This is a genomic window from Amycolatopsis sp. CFH S0740 (genome assembly GCF_004522315.1).
GTDB classification, from domain to species: Bacteria; Actinomycetota; Actinomycetes; order Mycobacteriales; family Pseudonocardiaceae; genus Amycolatopsis; species Amycolatopsis nivea.
In genome coordinates this window covers 126,127-146,529 of record NZ_SDLS01000018.1, presented here as the reverse complement: position 1 = coordinate 146,529, position 20,403 = coordinate 126,127, and the positions used below count along the sequence as shown (strand labels likewise).

20 protein-coding genes are annotated in these 20,403 nt (G+C 71.5%); 5 read left to right on the top strand and 15 right to left on the bottom strand.

The window, feature by feature from the left end; translation table 11 throughout:
- Nucleotide 1: 1 nt before the first annotated feature.
- The 3 genes from EIZ45_RS27905 to EIZ45_RS27895 are packed head-to-tail and all read right to left on the bottom strand — an operon-like array spanning nt 2 to nt 2,866.
- Nucleotides 2-973: a 3-hydroxyacyl-CoA dehydrogenase NAD-binding domain-containing protein gene (locus EIZ45_RS27905; RefSeq protein ID WP_134666417.1), complete on the bottom strand. Its 972-nt coding sequence runs from the start codon at nt 971-973 to the stop codon at nt 2-4.
- A complete protein-coding gene (locus EIZ45_RS27900; protein ID WP_240690770.1) occupies nt 970-2,082 on the bottom strand; it encodes an NAD/NADP-dependent octopine/nopaline dehydrogenase family protein in 1,113 nt (370 codons plus the stop codon). The genes EIZ45_RS27905 and EIZ45_RS27900 overlap by 4 nt, the downstream gene beginning before the upstream one ends.
- Nucleotides 2,083-2,119: 37 nt before the next feature.
- Nucleotides 2,120-2,866: an SDR family NAD(P)-dependent oxidoreductase gene (locus tag EIZ45_RS27895; protein WP_255443426.1), complete on the bottom strand. Its 747-nt coding sequence runs from the start codon at nt 2,864-2,866 to the stop codon at nt 2,120-2,122.
- A gap of 75 nt (nt 2,867-2,941) precedes the next feature.
- Between EIZ45_RS27895 and EIZ45_RS27890 the strand changes: the two genes are divergently transcribed.
- Nucleotides 2,942-3,706, top strand: coding sequence for an IclR family transcriptional regulator (locus EIZ45_RS27890; RefSeq protein WP_134666413.1), 765 nt, complete (start codon nt 2,942-2,944; stop codon nt 3,704-3,706).
- Between the two features lie 35 nt (nt 3,707-3,741).
- Here the strand turns inward: EIZ45_RS27890 and EIZ45_RS27885 are convergent, their stop codons facing one another.
- The 3 genes from EIZ45_RS27885 to EIZ45_RS27875 form a co-directional block, all read right to left on the bottom strand.
- Entirely contained in the window at nt 3,742-5,013 is a 1,272-nt protein-coding gene (locus tag EIZ45_RS27885) for a ribonuclease D (protein ID WP_238607493.1), read from the bottom strand.
- Nucleotides 5,014-5,084: 71 nt separating this feature from the next.
- On the bottom strand, nt 5,085-5,801 hold the full coding sequence (locus EIZ45_RS27880; protein ID WP_033291604.1) for a response regulator transcription factor: 717 nt from the start codon (nt 5,799-5,801) through the stop codon (nt 5,085-5,087).
- A 672-nt stretch (nt 5,802-6,473) separates the two neighbouring features.
- Nucleotides 6,474-7,037 (bottom strand): DUF3000 domain-containing protein, encoded by a 564-nt coding sequence (locus EIZ45_RS27875; protein WP_037819065.1) that lies wholly within the window; start codon nt 7,035-7,037, stop codon nt 6,474-6,476.
- 655 nt (nt 7,038-7,692) lie between these two features.
- On the opposite strand from EIZ45_RS27875, the gene hemE reads away from it, so the two are divergent.
- The 4 genes from hemE to EIZ45_RS27855 are packed head-to-tail and all read left to right on the top strand — an operon-like array spanning nt 7,693 to nt 12,294.
- Nucleotides 7,693-8,775 (top strand): uroporphyrinogen decarboxylase, encoded by a 1,083-nt coding sequence (gene hemE / locus EIZ45_RS27870; RefSeq protein WP_134666411.1) that lies wholly within the window; start codon nt 7,693-7,695, stop codon nt 8,773-8,775.
- Nucleotides 8,772-10,181: a protoporphyrinogen oxidase gene (gene hemG / locus EIZ45_RS27865; protein ID WP_134666409.1), complete on the top strand. Its 1,410-nt coding sequence runs from the start codon at nt 8,772-8,774 to the stop codon at nt 10,179-10,181. The genes hemE and hemG overlap by 4 nt, the downstream gene beginning before the upstream one ends.
- Before the next feature lie 46 nt (nt 10,182-10,227).
- Nucleotides 10,228-10,920 carry a hydrogen peroxide-dependent heme synthase gene (hemQ, locus tag EIZ45_RS27860; RefSeq protein ID WP_037819061.1) on the top strand — a complete coding sequence of 231 codons (693 nt, stop codon included), beginning with the start codon at nt 10,228-10,230 and terminating at the stop codon, nt 10,918-10,920.
- A gap of 6 nt (nt 10,921-10,926) precedes the next feature.
- A complete protein-coding gene (locus EIZ45_RS27855; protein ID WP_134666407.1) occupies nt 10,927-12,294 on the top strand; it encodes a CoA transferase in 1,368 nt (455 codons plus the stop codon).
- A 748-nt stretch (nt 12,295-13,042) separates the two neighbouring features.
- On the opposite strand, the gene EIZ45_RS27850 is transcribed toward EIZ45_RS27855, so the two are convergent.
- The 9 genes from EIZ45_RS27850 to EIZ45_RS27810 form a co-directional block, all read right to left on the bottom strand.
- Nucleotides 13,043-13,822, bottom strand: coding sequence for a TIGR04222 domain-containing membrane protein (locus EIZ45_RS27850; protein ID WP_134666405.1), 780 nt, complete (start codon nt 13,820-13,822; stop codon nt 13,043-13,045).
- A gap of 101 nt (nt 13,823-13,923) precedes the next feature.
- On the bottom strand, nt 13,924-14,250 hold the full coding sequence (locus EIZ45_RS27845) for a hypothetical protein (protein ID WP_037819056.1): 327 nt from the start codon (nt 14,248-14,250) through the stop codon (nt 13,924-13,926).
- The gene (locus EIZ45_RS27840; protein WP_037819213.1) at nt 14,247-15,050 is read right to left on the bottom strand and encodes a DUF692 domain-containing protein; all 804 of its coding nucleotides are present in this window, start codon (nt 15,048-15,050) and stop codon (nt 14,247-14,249) included. Before EIZ45_RS27840 ends, EIZ45_RS27845 begins: the two co-directional genes overlap by 4 nt.
- The gene (locus tag EIZ45_RS27835) at nt 15,043-15,870 is read right to left on the bottom strand and encodes a TIGR04222 domain-containing membrane protein (RefSeq protein ID WP_134666403.1); all 828 of its coding nucleotides are present in this window, start codon (nt 15,868-15,870) and stop codon (nt 15,043-15,045) included. Before EIZ45_RS27835 ends, EIZ45_RS27840 begins: the two co-directional genes overlap by 8 nt.
- 18 nt (nt 15,871-15,888) lie before the next feature.
- Nucleotides 15,889-16,836, bottom strand: coding sequence for a TIGR04222 domain-containing membrane protein (locus EIZ45_RS27830; protein WP_134666401.1), 948 nt, complete (start codon nt 16,834-16,836; stop codon nt 15,889-15,891).
- Nucleotides 16,837-16,934: 98 nt separating this feature from the next.
- Nucleotides 16,935-17,843: a TIGR04222 domain-containing membrane protein gene (locus EIZ45_RS27825; RefSeq protein ID WP_134666399.1), complete on the bottom strand. Its 909-nt coding sequence runs from the start codon at nt 17,841-17,843 to the stop codon at nt 16,935-16,937.
- Between the two features lie 112 nt (nt 17,844-17,955).
- On the bottom strand, nt 17,956-18,384 hold the full coding sequence (msrB, locus tag EIZ45_RS27820) for a peptide-methionine (R)-S-oxide reductase MsrB (RefSeq protein ID WP_037819046.1): 429 nt from the start codon (nt 18,382-18,384) through the stop codon (nt 17,956-17,958).
- A 19-nt stretch (nt 18,385-18,403) separates the two neighbouring features.
- Nucleotides 18,404-18,709: a hypothetical protein gene (locus tag EIZ45_RS27815; protein ID WP_009075657.1), complete on the bottom strand. Its 306-nt coding sequence runs from the start codon at nt 18,707-18,709 to the stop codon at nt 18,404-18,406.
- A 50-nt stretch (nt 18,710-18,759) separates the two neighbouring features.
- A complete protein-coding gene (locus EIZ45_RS27810; protein WP_240690769.1) occupies nt 18,760-20,349 on the bottom strand; it encodes a serine/threonine-protein kinase in 1,590 nt (529 codons plus the stop codon).
- Between the last annotated feature and the right edge of the window lie 54 nt (nt 20,350-20,403).

Sequence of the window (20,403 nt, the reverse complement as noted above, 5' to 3'; positions counted from 1 at the left end):
ATCACTCCGCCGATTCGTCCTCCGGACGCACCGGAACCGGCGTCCCGTCCCGCAAATGCGGTTCCCGCAGCCGGAAGATTTCCTCGAACTCCCGCATCCGCGCAGTCCGGTAGTCCGGCACCCCGGCCTGGTCGAAGCGGTAGAACCCGGCTCCGTCCTGGAGGCCGCGCCGCTGGCCGGTCATGTTGTCCTCGACGATCGCGGGCGCCTGGAACCGCTCGCCGAGTTCGCCGGTCAGGTAGCGCGAGGCGTAGTACAGGATGTCGCCGCCGCCCCAGTCGATGAATTCCAGCGGGCCCAGCACCGAAAACCGCGGACCGAGCCCGGCGCGCACGGCGAGGTCGATCTCGGCGGCTCCGGCCACCCCTTCCTCGACCATCCGCGCGGCCTCGTTCATCAGCAGCGCCTGCAGCCGCGGCACGATGTACCCGGCGGCGGGCCCGCACACCACCGGCACCTTGCCGATTTCGCGCAGCAGTTCCACGAGCCGGTCGACCGCGGCCGGGTCGGTGGCGTCGCTGCGGCTGACCTCGACCAGCGGCATCAGCTCGGCCGGGTTGAGCCAGTGCGCGTTGACGACCCGCTCCGGCCGTTCGGCGAGTTCCGCGATCTGCGTGACCAGGAAGGTCGACGTCGTCGAGGCCAGCACCGCCGACTCCGGCACCTGCGAGCCGAGCCAGCCGAACACCTCGCGCTTGACGTCCATGACCTCCGGCACGGCCTCGAACACCACGGTCGCGCCGGCGAGTTCCTTCGCCGAACGGTCGCCGAGCGTCAGGCTTTCCAGCGCGTCCGCGTGGCCGAACATCGCGCGGAGCCGGTCGGCGAGACGCTTGCGGACCTCGTCGCGCCGGAGCTGGCGTTCCTCCTCGGTGCGGTTCTTGACGTCCGCGAGCAGCACCGGATGTCCCGCCGCGAGGAAGGCCAGCGCGATGCCCTCGCCCATCCGCCCGGCGCCGACGATGGCGATCACGACTGGACTCCGTCCCGCAGCAGCTCGGTCAGCCCGGCCCGGTCGAGATCCGCCAGGCCGAGGTTCTCGAAAGTCCGTCCCTCGGCGTAGAAATCGCGGCCGGTGATCGCGGAACCGAGCGCCAGCAGGCCTTCCGCGACCGGCGTCGGCACCCCGGCCCACCGGCCCGCGGACACCAGCAGCGACAGCCCGAGCCGGGTGTCTTCCACCATGTAGCGGTGCGTGTGGAGGTCGATCTTCTCGCGCCAGTCGCCGCTGTCGGTGAGCCGCTCGTGCGCCGAGCGGCCGTACATCCACTCGTCGCCGTCGGCGGCGTAGTGATCGGCCAGCGGGAAGTGCGGCGCGCCGTAGCCGAACGCTTCGCGCAGCGCGACCCGCTCGGCGTCCAGCGCGTCGGTGACGCTGCGGATGGACGGCTGTGTGCCCTCGTTGTGGATGTCCCAGGCGGCGAAATGCTCCAGCGGACCGGCGTTCATCGTGATCAGCGGCGGGTGGATGATCGGGCCCGCGTTCATCAGCGCGCCGCTGAGCCCGTCGCCCGCGTCCTCGACGCTCGGGTACGCCTCGCGCAGCGTCTTGAACGCGCTTTCCGCCAGCCGCAACGGGAAAACCCCGGTCGGCAGCCGGGTCGCGTACCCGCTGATCACCACTTCCGCGTCCCCGTGCCGGCGCGCGAGATACGGCAGCGTCCCGGCTTCGGCGAACGCGATCTCCGCACTGCCGCCCGCCGCCGCGACGGCCTTGGCGAACACCATCGAACCGAACGTGCCCGGCGGCATGAACACCACCTGGCCCTCGGTCAGCAGCGGAGCGAGCTGAGGAGCCAGGTCGTCGTGCGTCGTCGACGGCAGCGGGATCACGACCAGGGCCGCGTCGCGCACCGCCTCGGCGAGGTCCGCCACCGGGTTGATCTCCCCGGCGCCGTCGCCCACCGGCACCGATCGGGAACCTCGGTAATCCCGGACGCTCACCGCTCCGGTCGCGCGCACCGCTTCCAGCGCCTCGGCGTTCCGCCGCCACCAGCGCACTTCGTGGCCGTTCTCGGCGAGCTCCGCCACCGTGGCCCAGGAACCGTGTCCGCCCCCGAGAACCGCGATCTTCACTGTCATGTGCTCCTGTCTCGTACTGGTGTGCTGTCGCACTTTCTCACGGATCGACCAGGTCGGTCTCGGCCCACAGCCGATCTTGCTGCTCGCGCACGATCGCCCCGAACTCGCCCGGCACGATCGTCCGGTACGACCCGGATTCGACCGCCACCCGAACGATCGTCTCGACCGCCTGCGCCGGATCGCGTTGCATCGCGAGGAAATCCGAAAAGTCGTGCTCCGAGGCAGGTGCGTTCTCGACGAGTTTTTCGTTGAATCCCGTGGAAAACGGCCCGGGCTCGACGACCCGGACTTCGATCCCGTGCGGCCGCAGTTCCTGGCGAACCGCCTGCGCCATGGCTTCGAGGGCGAACTTGCTCGCCCCGTACGGACCCGCCCCGGGCGCGACGAACAGCCCGGCCACCGACGTCACGAACACGATCCGCCCGCCGCGCCCGGCGGCGACGAGCCGATCGGCGACCAGTCGCGTCAGCTCGAGCGTGCCGAAGACGTTGACCTCGAACGTCTTCCGGACCACGGCGGAATCCGTGCGCAGAAGCGGACCTTCCGCACCGAATCCGGCGTTGTTGAGCAGAACGGACGCGTCGAGCGCCGCCGCTGCCTCGCGATCAGCCGGATCGAGCAGATCGAGCCGGGAGACCTCCGCGGCGAGCCCGCGCTCGGCGAACGCCGCCCGCGTCGGCTCGATCTGGTCGTCCCGTTCGACTGTGGCGAACACCCGATGCCCGCGCGCCGCGAGCGTCAATCCCACTCCCAGCCCCAGACCCGATCCCGCCCCGGTGATCACAACTGACTCGCTTGGCCGACCCACGCCCGCAGTGTCGCTTGCGCCGAGGCCCGGCCTCAATCAGACTTCCGCCACATGGAAGCCAGACCCACCGCGGCGGCGCGGCTGCTGTCGGTGCTGGACTGCTTCAGCCCGCGGACGCCGGTGCTTTCCCTGACCGAAATCGCCCAGTCCGCGAGCCTGCCGTTGAGCACGGCACACCGGCTGGTCGGCGAGCTGGCCGACTGGGGAGCGCTGGTCCGCGACGAACACGGCGGCTATCACCTCGGCCTGAAGCTGTGGGAGCTCGGCTCGCTGTCGCTGGCCAGGGCGTCGATCCGCGAAATCGCCCTGCCGTACCTGGGCGACCTGTTCGACGCGACCGGCGAGAACGTGCACCTGTCCGTGCTGGACGGGACTGACGTCGTGTTCCTGGCCAGGCTGGCCGGACACCGTTCGGTCGGCATCCTGACCACGACCGGCAGCCGCCTTCCCGCGACCACCACCGCCACCGGCCGCGTCCTGCTCGCGCACGCCGCCGCCGACACCCGCGAATCCGCCCTGACCACCCCGATCGCCGCGGAAACCCCGCACACCACGACCGACCCGGAAACCCTGCGCGCCGAACTCGCCGACATCGCCCGCACCGGATATTGCGTCGCCGATCGCCAGCTCGCCGACGACGCGGTCGCTGTCGCTGCCCCGATCCGCGACGCTACCGCACGGGTCACCGCCGCGGTCGCGGTCGTGGGCCGCCGGGAGACGACCTCAGTCGCCCATCTGGTGCCCGCGGTGGTCACCACGGCGACCGGCGTGGCGCGGTCGCTCGGCTACCGCCGACCGACGCGTCGCCGTACGTGAGATCTCACCTAGAGGTCTGAACCACCCGGCGCAGGTCAGGAAGCCGTGCTGTGCAACGCCTTGCTCAGCACCGCCGCGGTCAGCTCGACCTGCCACGGCCGCGCCCCGCCCGCCCGCAGCGCGTCCGCGACCGAGTCCTCCGCGAGATCGGCCGGGGGACGCCAGCAGGTGCGCCGGACCAAATCCGGCAGCAGGAGGTTCTCCACCGGCAGCTTGCGGTCCTCCGCGATCGCGGCCAACGCGGCACGCGCGGCGGCCAGCCGGGCGGCGGCGTCGGGGTCCTTGTCGGCCCAGCGGTTCACCGGCGGCGGACCGTCGTTGGGCTGGCTCGGGCTCGGCAGCTCGCTCGCCGGCAGCGCTTTGGCCGCCTGGAGGTGCCGCAGCCAGCTGGCGGTGTACTTGCGCTGGACGCGTCCGCTGAACACCGGCAGCGCCTGCAGCTCCTCGACCGTCTTCGGGTCGGAGGTCACCGCGTTGACGATCGCGCTGTCGGGCAGGATCCGGCTCGGTGCGCGGTCGCGTTTGCGAGCCAGTTCGTCGCGGGCCTGCCACATCTCGCGCACCGCGGCGAGGCCGCGCGGGCTGCGGATCTTGTGCACCCCGGACGTCCGGCGCCACGGTTCGGCGCGCGGTGCGGGCGGGGGAGCGGTGCGCACGGCCTCGAACTCCTGCTGCGCCCACTCCAGCTTGCCCTGCGCGGCCAGCTCGGTCTCGAGCTTCGCGCGCAGTTCGTTGAGCAGCTCGACGTCGAGCGCGGCGTAGTTGAGCCAGTCGATCGGCAGCGGACGCTTCGACCAGTCCGCGGCGCTGTGGCCCTTTTCGAGGGTGTACCCGAGCAGCAGCTCCACGAGCGTGCCCAGCGCGACGCGTTCGTACCCGGCCAGCCGTCCGGCCAGCTCGGTGTCGAACAGCGAACGCGGCCGCAGGTCCAGCTCCGCCAGGCACGGCAGATCCTGGGACGCGGCGTGCAGCACCCATTCGGTGTCGTTGAGGACGTCCCGCAGCGGGGCGAGGTCGTCGGCGAGCGCGATCGGGTCGATCAGCACCGTGCCGGAGCCTTCGCGGCGCAGCTGGACGAGATAGGCCTTGGGCCAGTAGCGATAGCCCGACGCCCGTTCGGTGTCGACGGCCACGGCGCCCGTGCCCGCGGCGAGCCGCGCGCACGCCTCGGCGAGCGCGTCGGGATCGGCCACGACCGGTGGGGTGCCCTCCGCCGGTTCCCTGAGCAGCACCGGCGTTCGGGAGTCCCCGGAGGGGTCGGTGGTCTCGTCTCCGGTCCGGGCTCCGTCCGCCTGTGCAGTTCCCATGTCCGACGACCCTACGGGACGGGCGGACCGCGCCTGGTCCGCCCGCCCCGCAGGGACGTGGTTCGTCGTCGTCAGCGGATCACGCCGGCTCGCATCGCCAGCGCGACCATCTGCGCCCGGTCGCCCGTGCCGAGCTTGCGCCCGATGCGGGACAGGTGGGACTTGACGGTGAGCGCGGAGAGGGAAAGCTCCTCCCCGATCTCCTTGTTCGACTGCCCGTCCGCGACGAGCTGGAGCACCTCCACCTCGCGAGCCGACAGCTCGCGCGGGGTGTTGTCGGTGCCCGCCACTCGCGTGCCGGTCGCCAGGACCGGGGCCACGCTCGGGTCGGCGTAAACGCCGCCTTCGAGAACCCGGCGCACGCCGTCGGTGACCACCACCGGCGACGCCGACTTCAGCAGGTACGCCTGAGCTCCGGCCTGGAACGCGGAGCGCACCGCGTACGGGTCGTCGGAGGATGCCAGGACCACCACGCGCGGCCAGCCGTGGCTACGGAGTTCCGTAACCAGTTCGATTCCGCTGCCGTCCGGCAGTCCGAGATCGAGGATCGCCAGGTCGCACGGGCCGGTGGCCTGTGCTCGCGCCCTCGCCTCGGCCACCGTGGCGGCTTCGTGGACAGTGCCCGCACCCATTTGTGCGAGTCGTGCTGCGATTGCCTCCCTCAACAGCGGGTGGTCATCGACCACCAACACGGAAAAAAGCTCTTCCCGCGGGTGCGGAACCATGCTCGCCGGCAAGGCGCCGGCTGGCGTGGATCGGACGGCCTGAGATAAGCCGACGGTAGCCACGTCACTACCTCCCTGGAGTCGGTCGTGCCCCCCGACCGGCACCGGGACCTTCGGCCGTTCAGCCGCGCCAGCTTTAGACCGAAAGTGGTGTCGTCCCAGGCACTGTAGCCGTCCGGACGCCGTTGCGGGGGGATCGAATGGGTATCTATCCGAAACAGTTCGTCACTCAGCGAGGTCGTTGTAACACGATCGGACTAACGATCGAAGTCTTGTTAACAACTGACGACCGGGCTGCGATGCACCTGAGTTACCGGCAATGAAACGGGCGTGCAGATGGCCCGTGCACCTGCGGGTGCTCGCGGAGCCGGGCCGCCGCCCCCGCGATCCGGATCCGGAAATGCGCCCCGGCCGGGGCAAGATCATTTTCTTTCATGTTTTGTCGCCCGCGCCGCGCGGCCGCCCGCTCCTGGCCGGAGTGCCCGGAAAGGGCCCGGAAACCGCGTCGGAGCTGGTTACCGGGGGTTCACTGCCTGTGATCACGCCCGGCCACGAACGTGCAGCATCCGGAGCAGCGCCCGCTGCGGTCCACGATGGACGGTCGGGAGCGGACGCCCGGAAGCCCCGCCGAAGATCCCGCCGGAGCGCCGCGGGGGCCCGGATCCGCCCGGGAAGGCGCGTTCGTGCGCGTGCAAGCGCGGCGGAGACGCTGCCCGACCGGGTGAACTTAGGAAATCAGGAGCTCTGCCGCTGCTCGAACAGCGTGACGCCCACCGGAGGCAGCCCCACGACGCTCGCCATCACCTGGCAGAACGCGAGCCCGTGCGGCCCGAGCGCGCCGTCGGTGGGGGTCCAGGACGCCCGCAGCTCGAGGTCGTCGGTGCGGGCCGGACCGGAGATGTCGCCGAACCGGGCCGAGGACGTCTCGGTGACGGTGCCGCCGAGCGCCTTCCACGACGCTCCGGAGGCCTCCAGCGCGTCGGTGAGCCACGACCAGCCGACCGCCGGGAGGAACGGGTCCGTGGCCAGCTCGCGGTCGAGCTCGGCGCGGACGTACATGACCAGCCGCAGCACGCCGTCCCAGCCCTCCTGGCCGTCCGGGTCGTGCAGCAGCACCAGCCTGCCGGACGCCAGCACGTCTGCGGGCCCGGAAACGTCGCAGCTCAACGCATAGGACCACGGCGCGAGCCGCTGCGGCGCACGCATCGTCTCCAGGCGGATCTCCGGGCGCGGCCGGACGGCTTGCAGCGCCGCGACGGCTTCGCGGAAGAGATCGGGCACTGGCGTCATCGCGGTCACGCTCCGACTGTAGGGCGGCGACACCCGGTTGCGGACGCAGGCGCGCCGAGCGAGACCGACCCGCGACCCACGGGACCGCTTCGGCTGCCCTCCGCCTCCCCTGCGCGGGGCCGCGGCATGTGGAGGTCCGTGACGGAATCAGACCACGGGACGGCTCCGGCGGCCTTCCGCTTCCCTTGCTAGGGGGAGAGGGAATCAGATTCCCCAGAGTTCCCCTCGTGGATTCCCCAGAGTTTCCCCCCGTGGACCTAATCAGCGCGCCGTGCTGGGCGGACCCTCGTTCTGGGGTAGGTGCTGCGCTGTGCTGGGCGGATTCTTGCTCTGGGGCAGATGCGGTGCCGGGTTGGGCGCGTTCCCCCAGGGCTCGCCTCGCGGATCTGCGCGGCCGTGCTGTGCTGGGCGGACCCTCGTTCTGGGGTAGGGGCTGGGTGCGTCTCCAGAGTCCCCCTCGCGGACCTGATCAGCGCGCTGTGCTGGGCGCACCTTCGGTCTGCGGTAGACGCAGCGCCGGGGCTGGGCGCGTTCCCCAGGGTTCCCTCGCGGATCTGCTCGGCCGTGCTGTGCTGGGCGGACTCTCGCTCCGCGGAAGACGCAGCGCCGAGCCAGGGAGCGTTGGGCACGGGGCGGCCCGGGACTGTCGGGCCCGCGTGGGACCATGGGGTTCGTGCCTCAGGTTTCGTCCGCGCCCGTCGGCGCTCCGTCCGTTTCGCCCCGTCGCGCCCTGCCCGGGTCGGCCTTCCTCGCCGCCGCGCGCGGGGAGCGGCCCGCGCACGTTCCGGTGTGGTTCATGCGCCAGGCCGGTCGTTCGCTGCCGGAGTACCGCGCGCTGCGCGAGGGCGTCCCGATGCTCGACGCGTGCTTCGACCCGGAGATGCTCGCCGAGATCACGATGCAGCCGGTCCGCCGGCTGGGCGTCGACGCGGCGATCCTGTTCAGCGACATCGTGGTCCCGCTCAAGGCGGCGGGCGTCGACATCGACATCGTCCCCGGCACCGGCCCGGTCGTGGCCTCGCCGGTGCGCGACGCGGACGCCGTGCGCGCGCTGCCGAAGCTCGAACCGGAGCAGGTCGGCAAGGTCGCCGAGGGCGTCCGTCTGCTGGTGGAGCGGCTCGGCGAAACGCCGCTGATCGGGTTCGCCGGCGCGCCGTTCACGCTGGCCAGCTACCTGATCGAGGGCGGCCCGAGCCGCAACCACGAGCACACCAAAGCCCTGATGCACTCGCAGCCCGAGGTCTGGCACGACCTCGCCGCGCGCCTCGCCGACATCGCCGCCACGTTCCTGCGCGCCCAGCTCGACGCGGGCGTCGACGCGGTGCAGCTGTTCGACTCGTGGGCCGGTGCGCTGTCCGAGCGCGACTACCGCGAGTTCGTGCTGCCGCATTCGACCCGGGTGCTGGCCGTGGCCGGCGAGTACGGCGTGCCGCGGATCCACTTCGGCGTCGGCACCGGCGAACTGCTCGGCGCGATGCGCGAGGCGGGCGCGGACGTGGTCGGCGTCGACTGGCGGATCCCGCTCGACGTCGCGGTCCACCGGCTCGGCGGCAAGGTGTCCGTGCAGGGAAACCTCGACCCGGCGCTGCTGTACGCGTCGTGGCCGGTCCTGGAGGCCGAGGTGCGCCGGATCGTCGAAGAGGGCCGCGCGGCTCGCGGACACGTCTTCAACCTCGGCCACGGCGTGCTGCCGAGCGTCGATCCGGAGGTGCTGAAGCGGGTCGTCGACCTGGTGCACTCGCTGTGAAACACGTCGCGGTCGTCGGCGGCGGGATCTCCGGGCTGGTCGCGGCGTACCGGGTGCGCCGGCTGCTCGGCGACCGGGTGACGATCACCGTTTTCGAGAGCACGCCCGCGATCGGCGGCAAGCTGCGCACGGCGGAGGTCGGCGGGGTCAGCTACGACGTCGGGGCCGAGGCGTTCCTCGCCCGGCGGCCCGAGATGGTTTCGCTGGTCGAGGAGGTTGGCCTCGCCGATCACCTGGTGCATCCGACGAAGGCGCGCGCCAAAATCCACGCCGGCGGTTCGGTGCAGAGCCTGCCGCCCGGCACCGTGATGGGAGTCCCGGCGTCCGCGGACTCGGTCGCGGGCGTGCTGTCCGAGGACGGCCGGAGCGCGGTCGAGAAGGAACGCTCGCTGGGCCCGGTCGAACTGGGCGAGGGCGACGTGCCGCTCGGGCCCTTGCTGCGCACGCGCTTCGGAGATGAGCTGGTAGACCGGCTGGTCGACCCGCTGCTGGGCGGCGTGTACGCGGGCGGTGCCGACGGCCTCGGCCTCCGCGCGACGATGCCTGGCCTGGCCAACGCGATCGAAAGCGGAGCAGGTTCCCTCACCGAGGCCGCGGCGTCGCTGCTGCCGAAAACGCCAGGCACCGCACCGGTTTTCGGCAGCCTCACCGGCGGCTTGCGGGGCTTGCTCGACCGGTTGCTGGAGCTTTCCGGTGCCGAACTGCGCACTTCGTCGACGGTCCGCGCGCTGACGCGGACGCCGTCCGGCTGGCGCCTCGAATTCGGTGCTGCCGCGCCAGCGCACGCGCCTGCCGACAGCCCGGTCGATGCGGACGCAGTGCTGCTCGCCGTGCCCGCGCCAGCCGCCCGGAAACTGCTCGACGGGGTGGTCCCGGCGGCTTCGACCGCGTTCGGCGAGGTGGAACTGGCGTCGATGGCAGTCGTCGCGTTCGCTTTCCCGCCCGGCACGGAGCTGCCGGATGCGTCCGGAATCCTCATCGGTGCGGGAGAGCGGGACGCGGAAGGCGTGCCGTACGCGTCCAAGGCGTTCACGTTTTCGTCGAACAAGTGGGCTCACCTCGGCGACGCCGGACCGGTGCTGGTGCGCGGTTCGGTCGGCCGGTTCGGCGAGCCCGGCGCGCTGAACGGCGACGACGATGCCCTGGTCGCAGCGGTCCGCGCGGATCTGGCCCGGCTCGCCGGCGTCACCGCGAAGCCGATCGACACCCTGGTGACGCGCTGGGGCGGCGGCCTCCCGCAGTACGGCACCGGGCACCTGGAACGGGTGACCCGGATCGAGACGGCAGTCGCGGATGTCCCGAGCCTGGCAGTGGCGGGCGCCACGCTGCACGGCGTCGGCCTGCCCGCGTGCGTGGCCACGGCCGACGCCGCTGCCCGGCGGATCGCGGAGCAGCTCTTCGTGTGACGGAGCCCCATGGCGATCGCCGGGCGAGGAGTGCCAGGATGGAGTCATGGCGCGGCTGAATTACAACGAACTCAACGACACGATCCGCTACACCACGTGGTCGGTCTTCCGGATCGAACCGGGGAAGTTGGGGGAGGACCGCGGCGCCGCGGGCCGGGAGACGGCCGAGTACCTCGACGGGCTCGAGGCCAAGGGCGTCGTGGTCCGGGGCGTGTACGACGTGTCCGGCCTCCGGGCCGACGCGGACTACATGATCTGGTGGCACGCCGAGGAGATCGAGCAGGTCCAGGCCGCCTACACCGGGTTCCGGCGCACGCCGCTCGGCCGCGCGTCCACGCCGGTCTGGAGCCAGACCGCGCTGCACCGGCCCGCCGAGTTCAACAAGAGCCACGTGCCCGCGTTCCTGGCCGGCGAGGAGGCGCGCAAGTACATCTGCGTGTACCCGTTCGTCCGGTCCTACGACTGGTACCTGCTGCCCGACGAGGACCGGCGCAAGATGCTGGCCGACCACGGCAAGGAGGCGCGGGACTACCCGGACGTGCGCGCCAACACCGTCGCGTCGTTCGCGCTCGGCGACTACGAGTGGATCCTCGCCTTCGAGGCCGACGAACTGCACCGGATCGTCGACCTGATGCGCCACCTGCGCAACACCGAGGCGCGTCGCCACGTGCGCGTCGAAATCCCGTTCTACACCGGCACGAAGGTGCCGCCCGCCGAACTCGTCGCGGCTCTGCCGTAACCGCCGGTGCAGGACGTACTCGCCGGGGCCTGGCAGTCGCTCGCCGGGGAACCGCTGCCCGCCGTGTCCTTGACCGGCGACGAATCCGTGCTGCCCGGACACTTCCGGGTCCCCGCCATGGCGACCGCGAGCATCGCCGCGGCCACCCTGTCCGCGGGTGAACTGCTGCGGCTGCGCGGCATCGACCCAGGCACGGTGTCGGTCGACACCCGGCACGCCGCCGCCGCGTTCCGCAGCGAGCACCTGCTGCGCATCGACGGCGAGCCCGGACCGAGCCCGTGGGGCCCCATCGCGGGCGACTACCGCGCCGCCGACGGCTGGATCAAGCTGCACTGCAACACCCCACGGCATGAAGCGGCGGTCTGCTGGGCGCTCGGCGTCCCGGCGACCCGTGAAGCCGTAACCAAGACCGTGGCCGCGAAATCCATGGCAGAGGTCGAATCCGCCGTGGTGACCGCGGGCGGCGCGGCAGCGCTGATGCGCTCGCGCGAGGACTGGCTGGCCCATCCGCAAGGCCAAGCCGTCGCGAACCTGCCGCTGGTCGAACTGAACCGCATCGGGGACGCGCCGAAGCGCACCCTGTTCGACTCGGACCGTCCGATGGGCGGCGTCCGCGTGCTGGAGCTGACGCACGTCCTCGCCGGACCCGTCGCAGGCCGCGTGCTGGCAGCGCACGGCGCGAACGTGCTGCACGTCGGTGCCGCACACCTGCCGCGAATCCCGGTCCTGACCATGGACACCGGCCAGGGCAAGCGCTCGGCGTTCATCGCACTCGACACCGAGGGCGGCCGCGCGAAGCTGAAGAAGCTCATCGCCCGCGCGGACGTCCTGCTCCAGACCTTCCGCCCCGGCGCACTCGCCCGCATCGGCTTCGGCCCGGAAGAGCTCGCCGAACTCCGCCCAGGCCTCGTGGTCGCGGATATCTCGGCATACGGCTGGACCGGCCCGTGGGCCCGCCGCCGCGGCTTCGACAGCCTCGTGCAGATGTCGTCCGGCATCGCCGAGGAGTACGCCACCGACGCCCCGGTGCCGCTGCCCGCGCAAGCACTGGACCACGCCACCGGCTGGCTCACCGCCGCCGCCATCATGACGGCCATCCGCCGCACAGTCACCGACGGCGGCACCTGGCACGCCCGCCTGTCCCTCGCCGGCACCGGACGGTGGCTGGATTCCTTGGGCCGCAAGGATCCGGAACCGTCCGAAGTGGACTACACGGACGTGCTCGAGACGGTCGACAGCGACTTCGGCCAGCTGACCCGCGTCCGGATGGCCGGCGAGTTGCCGGGCGCGCCGCCGCACTGGGACCGCCCGTCGCACCGGCCTGGCGCGGATACGCCGGTGTGGTCGCCGGTCGTGGCTCAGCCGGTCTCGTAAGCGACGCCGGACCCGGCGAGCGGCCGCGCTGGCGACGCGGATACCGGTGTGCTGCACCGGCCTCGTGCGCGGCTTCGGCGAGCTGACTCGCGTGCGGATGGTCGGCGAGTTGCCGGGCGAGCGGCCGCACTGGGACCACCCGTCGCACCGGCCTGGCTCGGACACGCCGGTGTGGTCGCCGGTGGTGCCTCAGCCACTCTCGTAAGCGGCGCTAGCCTCGGCGAATGGCCGCGCTGGCGACGCGGACACCGGTGTGCTGCACCGGCCTCGTGCGCGACGTCGGCCAGGTGACCCGCGTGCGGATGGCCGGCGAGCTGCCGGGTGCGCCGCCGCACTGGGACCACCCGTCGCACCGACCCGGGGCGGATCGCCGGTGTGGTCGCCGGTCGTGCCTCAGCCGGTCTCGTAAGCGACGCCAGACCCGTTGAGCGGCCGCGCTGGCGACACGGACACCGGTGTGCTGCACCGGTCTCGTGGGTGCCGCGTTCCGCAAGAGCGCCGTGGTGGTTTCGCGTGGTGCCGCCGGTGTGGTGAGCGCCGTCGGCCCCGCGAGTGTCGCGTCGGTCCGGCGAGCGCCTTGTCAGCCTCGCGTGACACCTACCAGTCCAGCGAGCACCGCCAGCTCCCGCGCGCCCAGGTCTGCGGTCGTCCCGCCAGTCCCGGCTCGCACGCCGGTCACGCGAGCGCTGCCGTGCCCACCCCCAGCCTCCTGTAGCACCGCCAGCGAACGCCGCCCGTGAAGCAGCGGCTAAATCGGCATAAGCCCTCCTGTAACCCGCTTGTCCGGATAAGCCGCCAGCCCGCCCACCGCGACCAGTTCAGCCGGTCCTGCGCCGCCACCCGCAGCCGCCTGCTGTTCGGCCCGTGCGAGGACCGTCGCCCCCGCAGTCGTCGGCGGCAGCGAACTGACCTTCCGTTCGCCGAACTGCTTGGTGATCCGCTGGCTGCCGACGAGACAGAGCCAGAGCGTCAGCGCCACCTCGCCGAAAACAAGCACCACCATGGCGTTCAGATGAGACCGGCCCACGTCGTAGACCAGCCGCCCCACCCCGGCCGCCAGCACGACCACGGCCACCGCGGTGAGTGTGTACCCGAGACCCGTCAACGGCCTGCGCCTGCTGACCAGCCGCCGCTGGACGAGATCGGTTTCGAGCGCCCGGATCGCAGGCTTGAGCACCGACGATCGCGCGACCCACGAGGCGAGACGACCGCGACCAGCCGCCCGATGCACGGCTTGCTCAAGCGGCGGCGACGCTGGCGGCGGACCAGCGGCGACGATCTCGCCCAGCGACCCGACCTGCAGCTGGCCGCGCGCGAACAGCGTCGCGATCACGGCCTCGACCAGCCGAGGCCGCCCGCCCGCCAGGTACGCGACGTCGTAGACATCGCGCGGCACGGCGGCCGACTCCGGCGCGGACGCCTGTGTGGCCAGCTTGTCCTTGCCAGTGGCCAAAATGCTCGCCAAACCCGCGGCGGTGGCGACGTAGACGAGCAGCATCGGGCTCACCGCGGCCCAGAATCCGTTCACGACAGGTTCCCTCCCTCCCGGCTCGGCAGAGATCGGATAACACCGCCGTAACCAGACATGTCGTCAGCGTAGCCAGCACCACCGACAAAAACCGAACGGGCTCAGCGCCGGAACCATCTGCGTCGAGGTTTGGGCAGGTCACCGCGGGCGATGAGCCACTCCGCAAACGCGTCGGCATACTCGCGCGCCCGGATCGAAGTCGTCTTCGGACGCTCCGCCGCGTACGCGTCGAACAATGGCCGATACCGCGGGCCCAGCGCCTCGGGCAGGTCCGGCCGCAGGTAAGCCACCAGCCGCCGTCGCTTGGCGAGCAGGACGTCCGCTTCGATGCGCAACCGCGAGGCATCGAAGCCGGACGGCGCCTCGGCCCCGGTCAACAAGCTGTCCAGCAGCGCAGCTTGCCGAGCCGCCAGTTCTTCCCGGCTCACAACGTCACCGCGGTGCGCAATGCGACCAGTTCGGCGGCGAGTTCGGAATCGGTGGGGTAGTCGTCGTCGCGCTCCAGGAGAACGCCCGGCGGATCCGTGCGCCGACGCAGTTCGGCGAGCAGATCCAGCACCTCCGGCAGCACCGGATGCGCGTGCGTGTCGTGATAAACCCCGTCGCGCTCCACGCCGCCCGCCATGTGCACGTACGCGAGCCGTTCCCACGGAATCCCGTCCAGGAACGCCACCGGATCGGTGCCCACGTTGCGCGCGTTCGCGTAGAGGTTCGCGACATCGATGATCAGCAGGCAGCCGGTCCGCTCGGTCAGCTCGGTGAGGAATTGTTCCTCGGTCAGCTCGTTGTCCGGCCACTCCAGCAGCGCGGCGATGTTCTCCAGCGCGAACGGTACGTCCACAATGGACTGTGCGAGCCGGACGTTGTCCACCAGCACGTCCAGCGCCGCGCGCGAGCGAGGCAGCGGCATCAGATGTCCGGAGTCGAGCCCGCCCGCTCGGACGAAGCACACGTGGTCGCTGACCAGCGGCGCGTCGAGAGCCCGCGCCAGTTCGGCCAGGTGCTCCACTCGCGCGGTGTCCAGCGGCTCGGCTCCGCCCAGCGACAGCGACACCGCGTGCGGCAACACCGGCATCCCGCGATCCTTCAGCGCCAGCAGGCTTTCCGGCAGGTGCGGGGCGTGCAGGTTCTCCGCGACCACCTCGACCCAGTCGACGCCCGGCAGCCGCGCGATCGACAGGTCCAGTTCCGGCCGCCAGCCGATGCCGATCCCCAACCGGTCAGCCACCGCACCCACCTCCGCCTCCGCACCCGCTGCCACCGCCGCAGGACGATCCACCGCCGGACGACGTTCCCGCACCGCTCGTCAACGCCAAGCTTGTCGCATGGTCCGGGTACTGCGCGAACCCGCCCAGCGCGACCAGCGAAGCAGCACCGAACAGCAGCGCGCCGGACTGGGCCCGCTGCGTCGCCGGGTCTGTCCGCACCGCGACGACCAGCGCGCGCCCGGCTTTGGTCGGGCGGACTTTCGGCCGCCTGCTGCCGGCCACCGCCAGGACCGTCAGAATCGCTGTGACGGCCAGCAGGACGTTCAATCCCGCAGTCGGTCGGTGCAGCGCGGATCCGTTCACTGAGCGCACCAGACCGACTGCGAACAGGGCGACGTAGACCAGAACCACCCCGGTCGCGAAGGAGGCGGAGGCGATCGTAACGAGACCGCGTTTGCGGAGGTCGTTTCCGATGCTCCGCACCGGCGCGGACACCGCTTCCGCGGTACGCAGCGTCGAAGCCGTGCGGGGCCGCTTCCGCACGGCCTCGTAGACCGCCTGCTCAACCGGCCCCGTCGGCGCTCCGGAGACAGCCGTGAGCTGGCCCCTGCTGTCGACCCGCAGCAGCCCGCGCTCCAGCAACGCCGCGATCGCCGTGTCGACCGTGCGGTGAGGGCCGCCGACGAGACAGGCGAGCTGGTAGACGTCGAGCGGACGGTGCACGTCCGCGGGCGCTTGGCGCAGCAGCGGCCAGACCAGCTGCACCGCCAGCGTCAAGGCCAGCGCGGAACCGTAGACCGCCAGGAACTGCGGGCCGGAGATCCCCCAAGGCTCGTGCATGGCGCCTCCCTCCTTCGGTTATCCGCCGCAGCCGCCCCCGCCGCCGCAACTGCTGCCTCCGCCGCACGAAGACCCGCTGCTGCACGAGGAACCGCCGCTGCTGCACGACGATCCGCCGCTCGAACCGCCGCCCCCGGTCCAGCTGCCGCCGCCGCTGATCAGCGCTGTGCTCATCTCCTCGTCCGGGTACAGCGCGATTCCGCCGAGCGCGACCACCGCCGCGGCGCCGACGAGCAACGCTCCGTTGCCGTTCCGGCTCGTGGCAGCGAACTCCTCAGGCCGCTCCTCGGCAGCTTTCGCGTCTTCGCGGGCGCGCACGACGATCGCGTGGCCTGCGTCGGTGGCGCGGGATGTCTTCGAGCCCTTGCGGACCGCGTAAGCGATCAACGTCAGGGTCCCGGCCACGACGAGCAACCCGATCAGCCCGCCGATCGGCCGGTCCAGCTGCGCTCCGTTGACCGCGCGGACGATCCCGATCAGCAGCAACACGGCGTACGCGGCCACGATCCCGGCGCGGAAGCCGTCCAGTCCGTCGCCGGCGACGAGCAGCCCGCGTCGTTCGAGGTCCTGGCGGATCTTCTCCACTTCCGGCTGGACCGTCGGCGACTTGCGCACCATGGCGACGGTCGCCGTTCCGCCCTGCGCGGCGTCGTGCACCGCGCGTTCCAGCCTCTTGCGAGCCGGTCGCTTGCCGATCGCGCTCAGCTTGCCCTTGCTGCTCACCCGCAGGAGTTCCTGTTCCAGCAGCGTCGCGATCGCGGTGTCGACCGTGCGGTCCGAGCCGCCGGCCAGGTAAGCGAGTTGGTAGACGTCCGGCTGCAGCGGCGCCTCGACGGTCGCGGGCGCGTTCCCTCGCCGCGACCGCGCGATCGACGGCCAGCTGATCTGCACCAGCAGGACGACGGCCAGCGCCAGGCCGAAGATCAGCAGGAATTGCGGGCCGGAAATGCCCCACGGTTCGTCCACGGCTTCCCCCTCGTTTCAGCGTTGCCGGAACCCTAACCGGCCGGTCGCCGGAGGCTGTCGGCAGAACTGACGCACTCGATGTCCGGTTCGTTCCCGGCTCAGCTGTTCCCGCCGCCGCAGCCCCCGCCGCCGCATCCCGACCCGCACCCGGAACCGCCGCATCCGGAGCCGCAGCCCGCTCCGCCGCCGCAACCAGACCCGCAGCCCGTCCCAGCGGCCCAGTACCCCGCCGGTCCGGCGAACCCGCCCGCGGCTCCCGCGATGGCCGCCCCCGCCCGACGGGTCGCCGGGAGACCGCGGAGCAGGGCGACCCGCAGCTCGCGATCCGGGTGATTCGACAGGCCGCCGACCGCGACGCTCCCGGTCAGCCCGCTGATCAGGCTCTGATCCGGCCAAGCCGCTTCTGCGGCCTCACGGCCGGCGTCGGTCGGCCGGATCCGCCGAGCAGCCCGGCGACGGGACAGCGCGGCGAACACGAACCACGCGGGCAGCAGAACCGAAATCAGCACGTAGCCGTTCAGCCCGCCGACAAACGCCGCGATACCGGCCGCCGCCAGCACCGCTTCTCCGATCGCGGTCCACTTCCACGCCTTGCGCAGCGCCTGGCCGTCGGCCAGCAGTCCGCGCTTGGTGAGGTCGTCGACCAGTTCGCGGACCGAGTCGCCCCAGACGAGACCGCGCAGCACCGTCGCGATCCCGACCCCCGTGCCGGTCAGCTCGGCAGCTTCCCTGCTCAGCGCGTCCGACGGCTCGGTCGGCGTGCGATACAGCCGTCCCACGGAGTCCGCGCGCAGTTGCTCCCGCTCCAGCATCGAGGCGACCGTCGTCTCGGCGACGCGGAACGGTCCGTTTGTCAGCAACGCGGCCTGCGCCGCGGACGTCAGCCGGGTTTCGGGATGCCTGCCCCGGTGCAGCCGGGCGGCGGTCCGCCGTCCGAGCCACCAGCAGACCAGCGCCAGCACCAGGATCAGCGCGGCCGGCATCGCGCGTTCGATCGTCCAGTCCATCACGGTCCCCCTCCGGATGAACAAACCACGTTACCCGCCTGCCCGGGGTTGCCGCCGGACGAAAAACCGCCCTCCCCGGGCGCGGGAAGGGCGGTTTCAGCGGACCTCGGCGTCAGTCGCCGGAGTCCTCGACGAGCTTCAGGGAAATCGAGTTGATGCAGTACCGCTGGTCGGTCGGGGTCGCGTAGCCCTCGCCCTCGAACACGTGCCCGAGGTGGCTGTGGCACGAGGCGCACAGCACCTCGATGCGCCGCATGCCCATGGTGCGGTCCTCGCGCAGCAGCACCGCGTCGGAGTCCGCCGGGTCGTAGAACGACGGCCAGCCGCAGTGGCTTTCGAACTTCGTGTCGCTGCGGAACAGCTCCGCGCCGCAAGCCCGGCACTCGTACACGCCGGTGGTCTTGGTGTCGGTGTACTCGCCGGTGAACGGCCGTTCGGTGCCGGCTTGCCGGAGCACCGCGTACTCCTCGGGGGCAAGCTGCTCCCGCCATTCCTGGTCGGACTTCACCACGCGCGGAGTGGTGCCGACGACGGGTTTCATACCTTTCACCCTTCCCACGTTACCTGGAGAGAAAAGCGACCGTGTGCAGCGCGATGTCCCAGGCGGTGACCAGCAGCCCGAGCACGATCAGCACCACGACCAGCGCGGACACCCAGTAGCGGAGCCCGCCGGTGCGGTTGCTGGACTCGGCGAAGTCGGCGACCTGGTCCAGGCACGCCTCGACGGTGAAAGTCGGCCCGGTGCGCTCCATCCGGTCGAGATGGGCGGCGAACGCACGGGCCTCCGGGTCGTACGGATCCAGCCCGACCAGATCCTCGTGGAACCGAGGATTCCAGCCCGGCGGCAGAGCTCCGTTCTCGGCCATGCTTCAAAGGTAGGCTATTCGTCCCGCTGGACCCACCTCTGCGGCGAGTGTCACTGCGCTGGCGCGTCGCTTCCGAGGCGAGGGTCGCTGTTGATCATCAGCGTGCCGTCCTCCGTGGCGATGACCTGCACGACCTTCTGCGTCTGCGCGCCGTTTTCCGGAATCAGCGTGATCTGAACGTCGGCGGAGCCGTCCGGGTTGTTCTGGCGTTTGTAAACGCTCGCGTTCCGGTAGGTGTTCAACTTGTTCTGTGCCCAGTACGAGGCGAACGCGGCCTGATCGCCGAAGGCTGCCTGCGCCGAGGGGGTCAGCATCGCCCACGCCTCGGGTTTTCCCACAGCCCCGTAAAAATCAATGACCCGATCACCCGCTGGCCCCCACTGCACGGTGCCGTTGGACTTGACCGGCGGCGCAGAGGAACTCGGCGTGCTCGACGGAGACGCTGGAGCGGAGGAGTTCGGCGCGGGCGGCTGCGCGTTCGACGAACTGCCGCCCTTGTCCCGACTGCTGCTCAACACGAGAAACACCACCAACGCCACCGCAACGACCGCCGCGGCACCGCCAGCGAGGAACGCCATCTTCTTCTTCCGCGCCGCAGCAGGCGAAACCCGATCCCCAGACCCGGCACCGGAGTAGTTCGGCGCAGCAGCAGTAGGCGTAGGTCGCACAGCGGGCTGCGGACGCGGCGGAGTGTTCGCCGGGGGAGCGGGACGCGAAGGCGCACCCATCGGCATGAACGCCGCAGTCGGCGTCCGAGGCGGGTTCGACGGAGCTTTCGGCGCAGCAGCGGCAGCCGCCGGAGCACTCGCACGCGCCCACGGCGGACGGGACCCGTTGCTCCCCGGACCGCGATTCCCCGACAGCAACTGCTGCGGCGCAGCCGGTTCCCCGGTCGCCAGCTGAGCCAGCCGCTCCCGTGCCTCGGCCATGCTCGGCCGCTCGGAAGCCTCGCTGCGCAGCAGGCTCATCAGCAACGCGGTCGCCGGACCGGCCTGCGTCGGCGGGTTGACCTGGCCGTTCGCCGCCGCGTAGAGCAGCGCGAGCTGGTTCGTGGTGTTGCCGTACGGGGTTTGCCCCTCGATCGCCTGGTACAGCGTCGCGCCGAGGGCGAAGACGTCCGAGCTGGGCACCGGGTCGGCGCCGCGGGCCAGTTCGGGGGCGAGGTACGCCGGGGTACCGCCGATGAGGCCGGTCTGGGTGAGCGTCATGTCGCCGGCCGCGCGGGAGATGCCGAAGTCGGTGATCTTCGCGGTGCCGGTTTCGTCGATGAGAATGTTGCCGGGCTTGACGTCCCGGTGCACGATCCCGGCGCGGTGCGCGGCGACGAGCGCCGCGGCGACCTGCTCGCCGATCCGCGCGACCTGGCCGACCGGCAGCGTGCCCTGTTCGGACAGCACCGCGGACAGGCTCGGGCCGTTGAGGTACTCCATCACCAGGCACGGGTCGCCGCCGTGCTCGGCGACGTCGAACACGACGATCGCGTTGGGGTGCTGGAAACGGGCCGCGTTCTTCGCCTCGCGCATCGCGCGCTGGCGCATGTTGTCGCGTTCGGCCTCGGAGACGCCCGGCTGCGGCAGGATCTGCTTGATCGCCACCGACCGCTCCAGGCGCACGTCCACGGCACGCCACACCACGCCCATGGCACCGCTACCAATGTGCTCGACGAGGCGGTAGTGCCCCGCGATCAGCTGCCC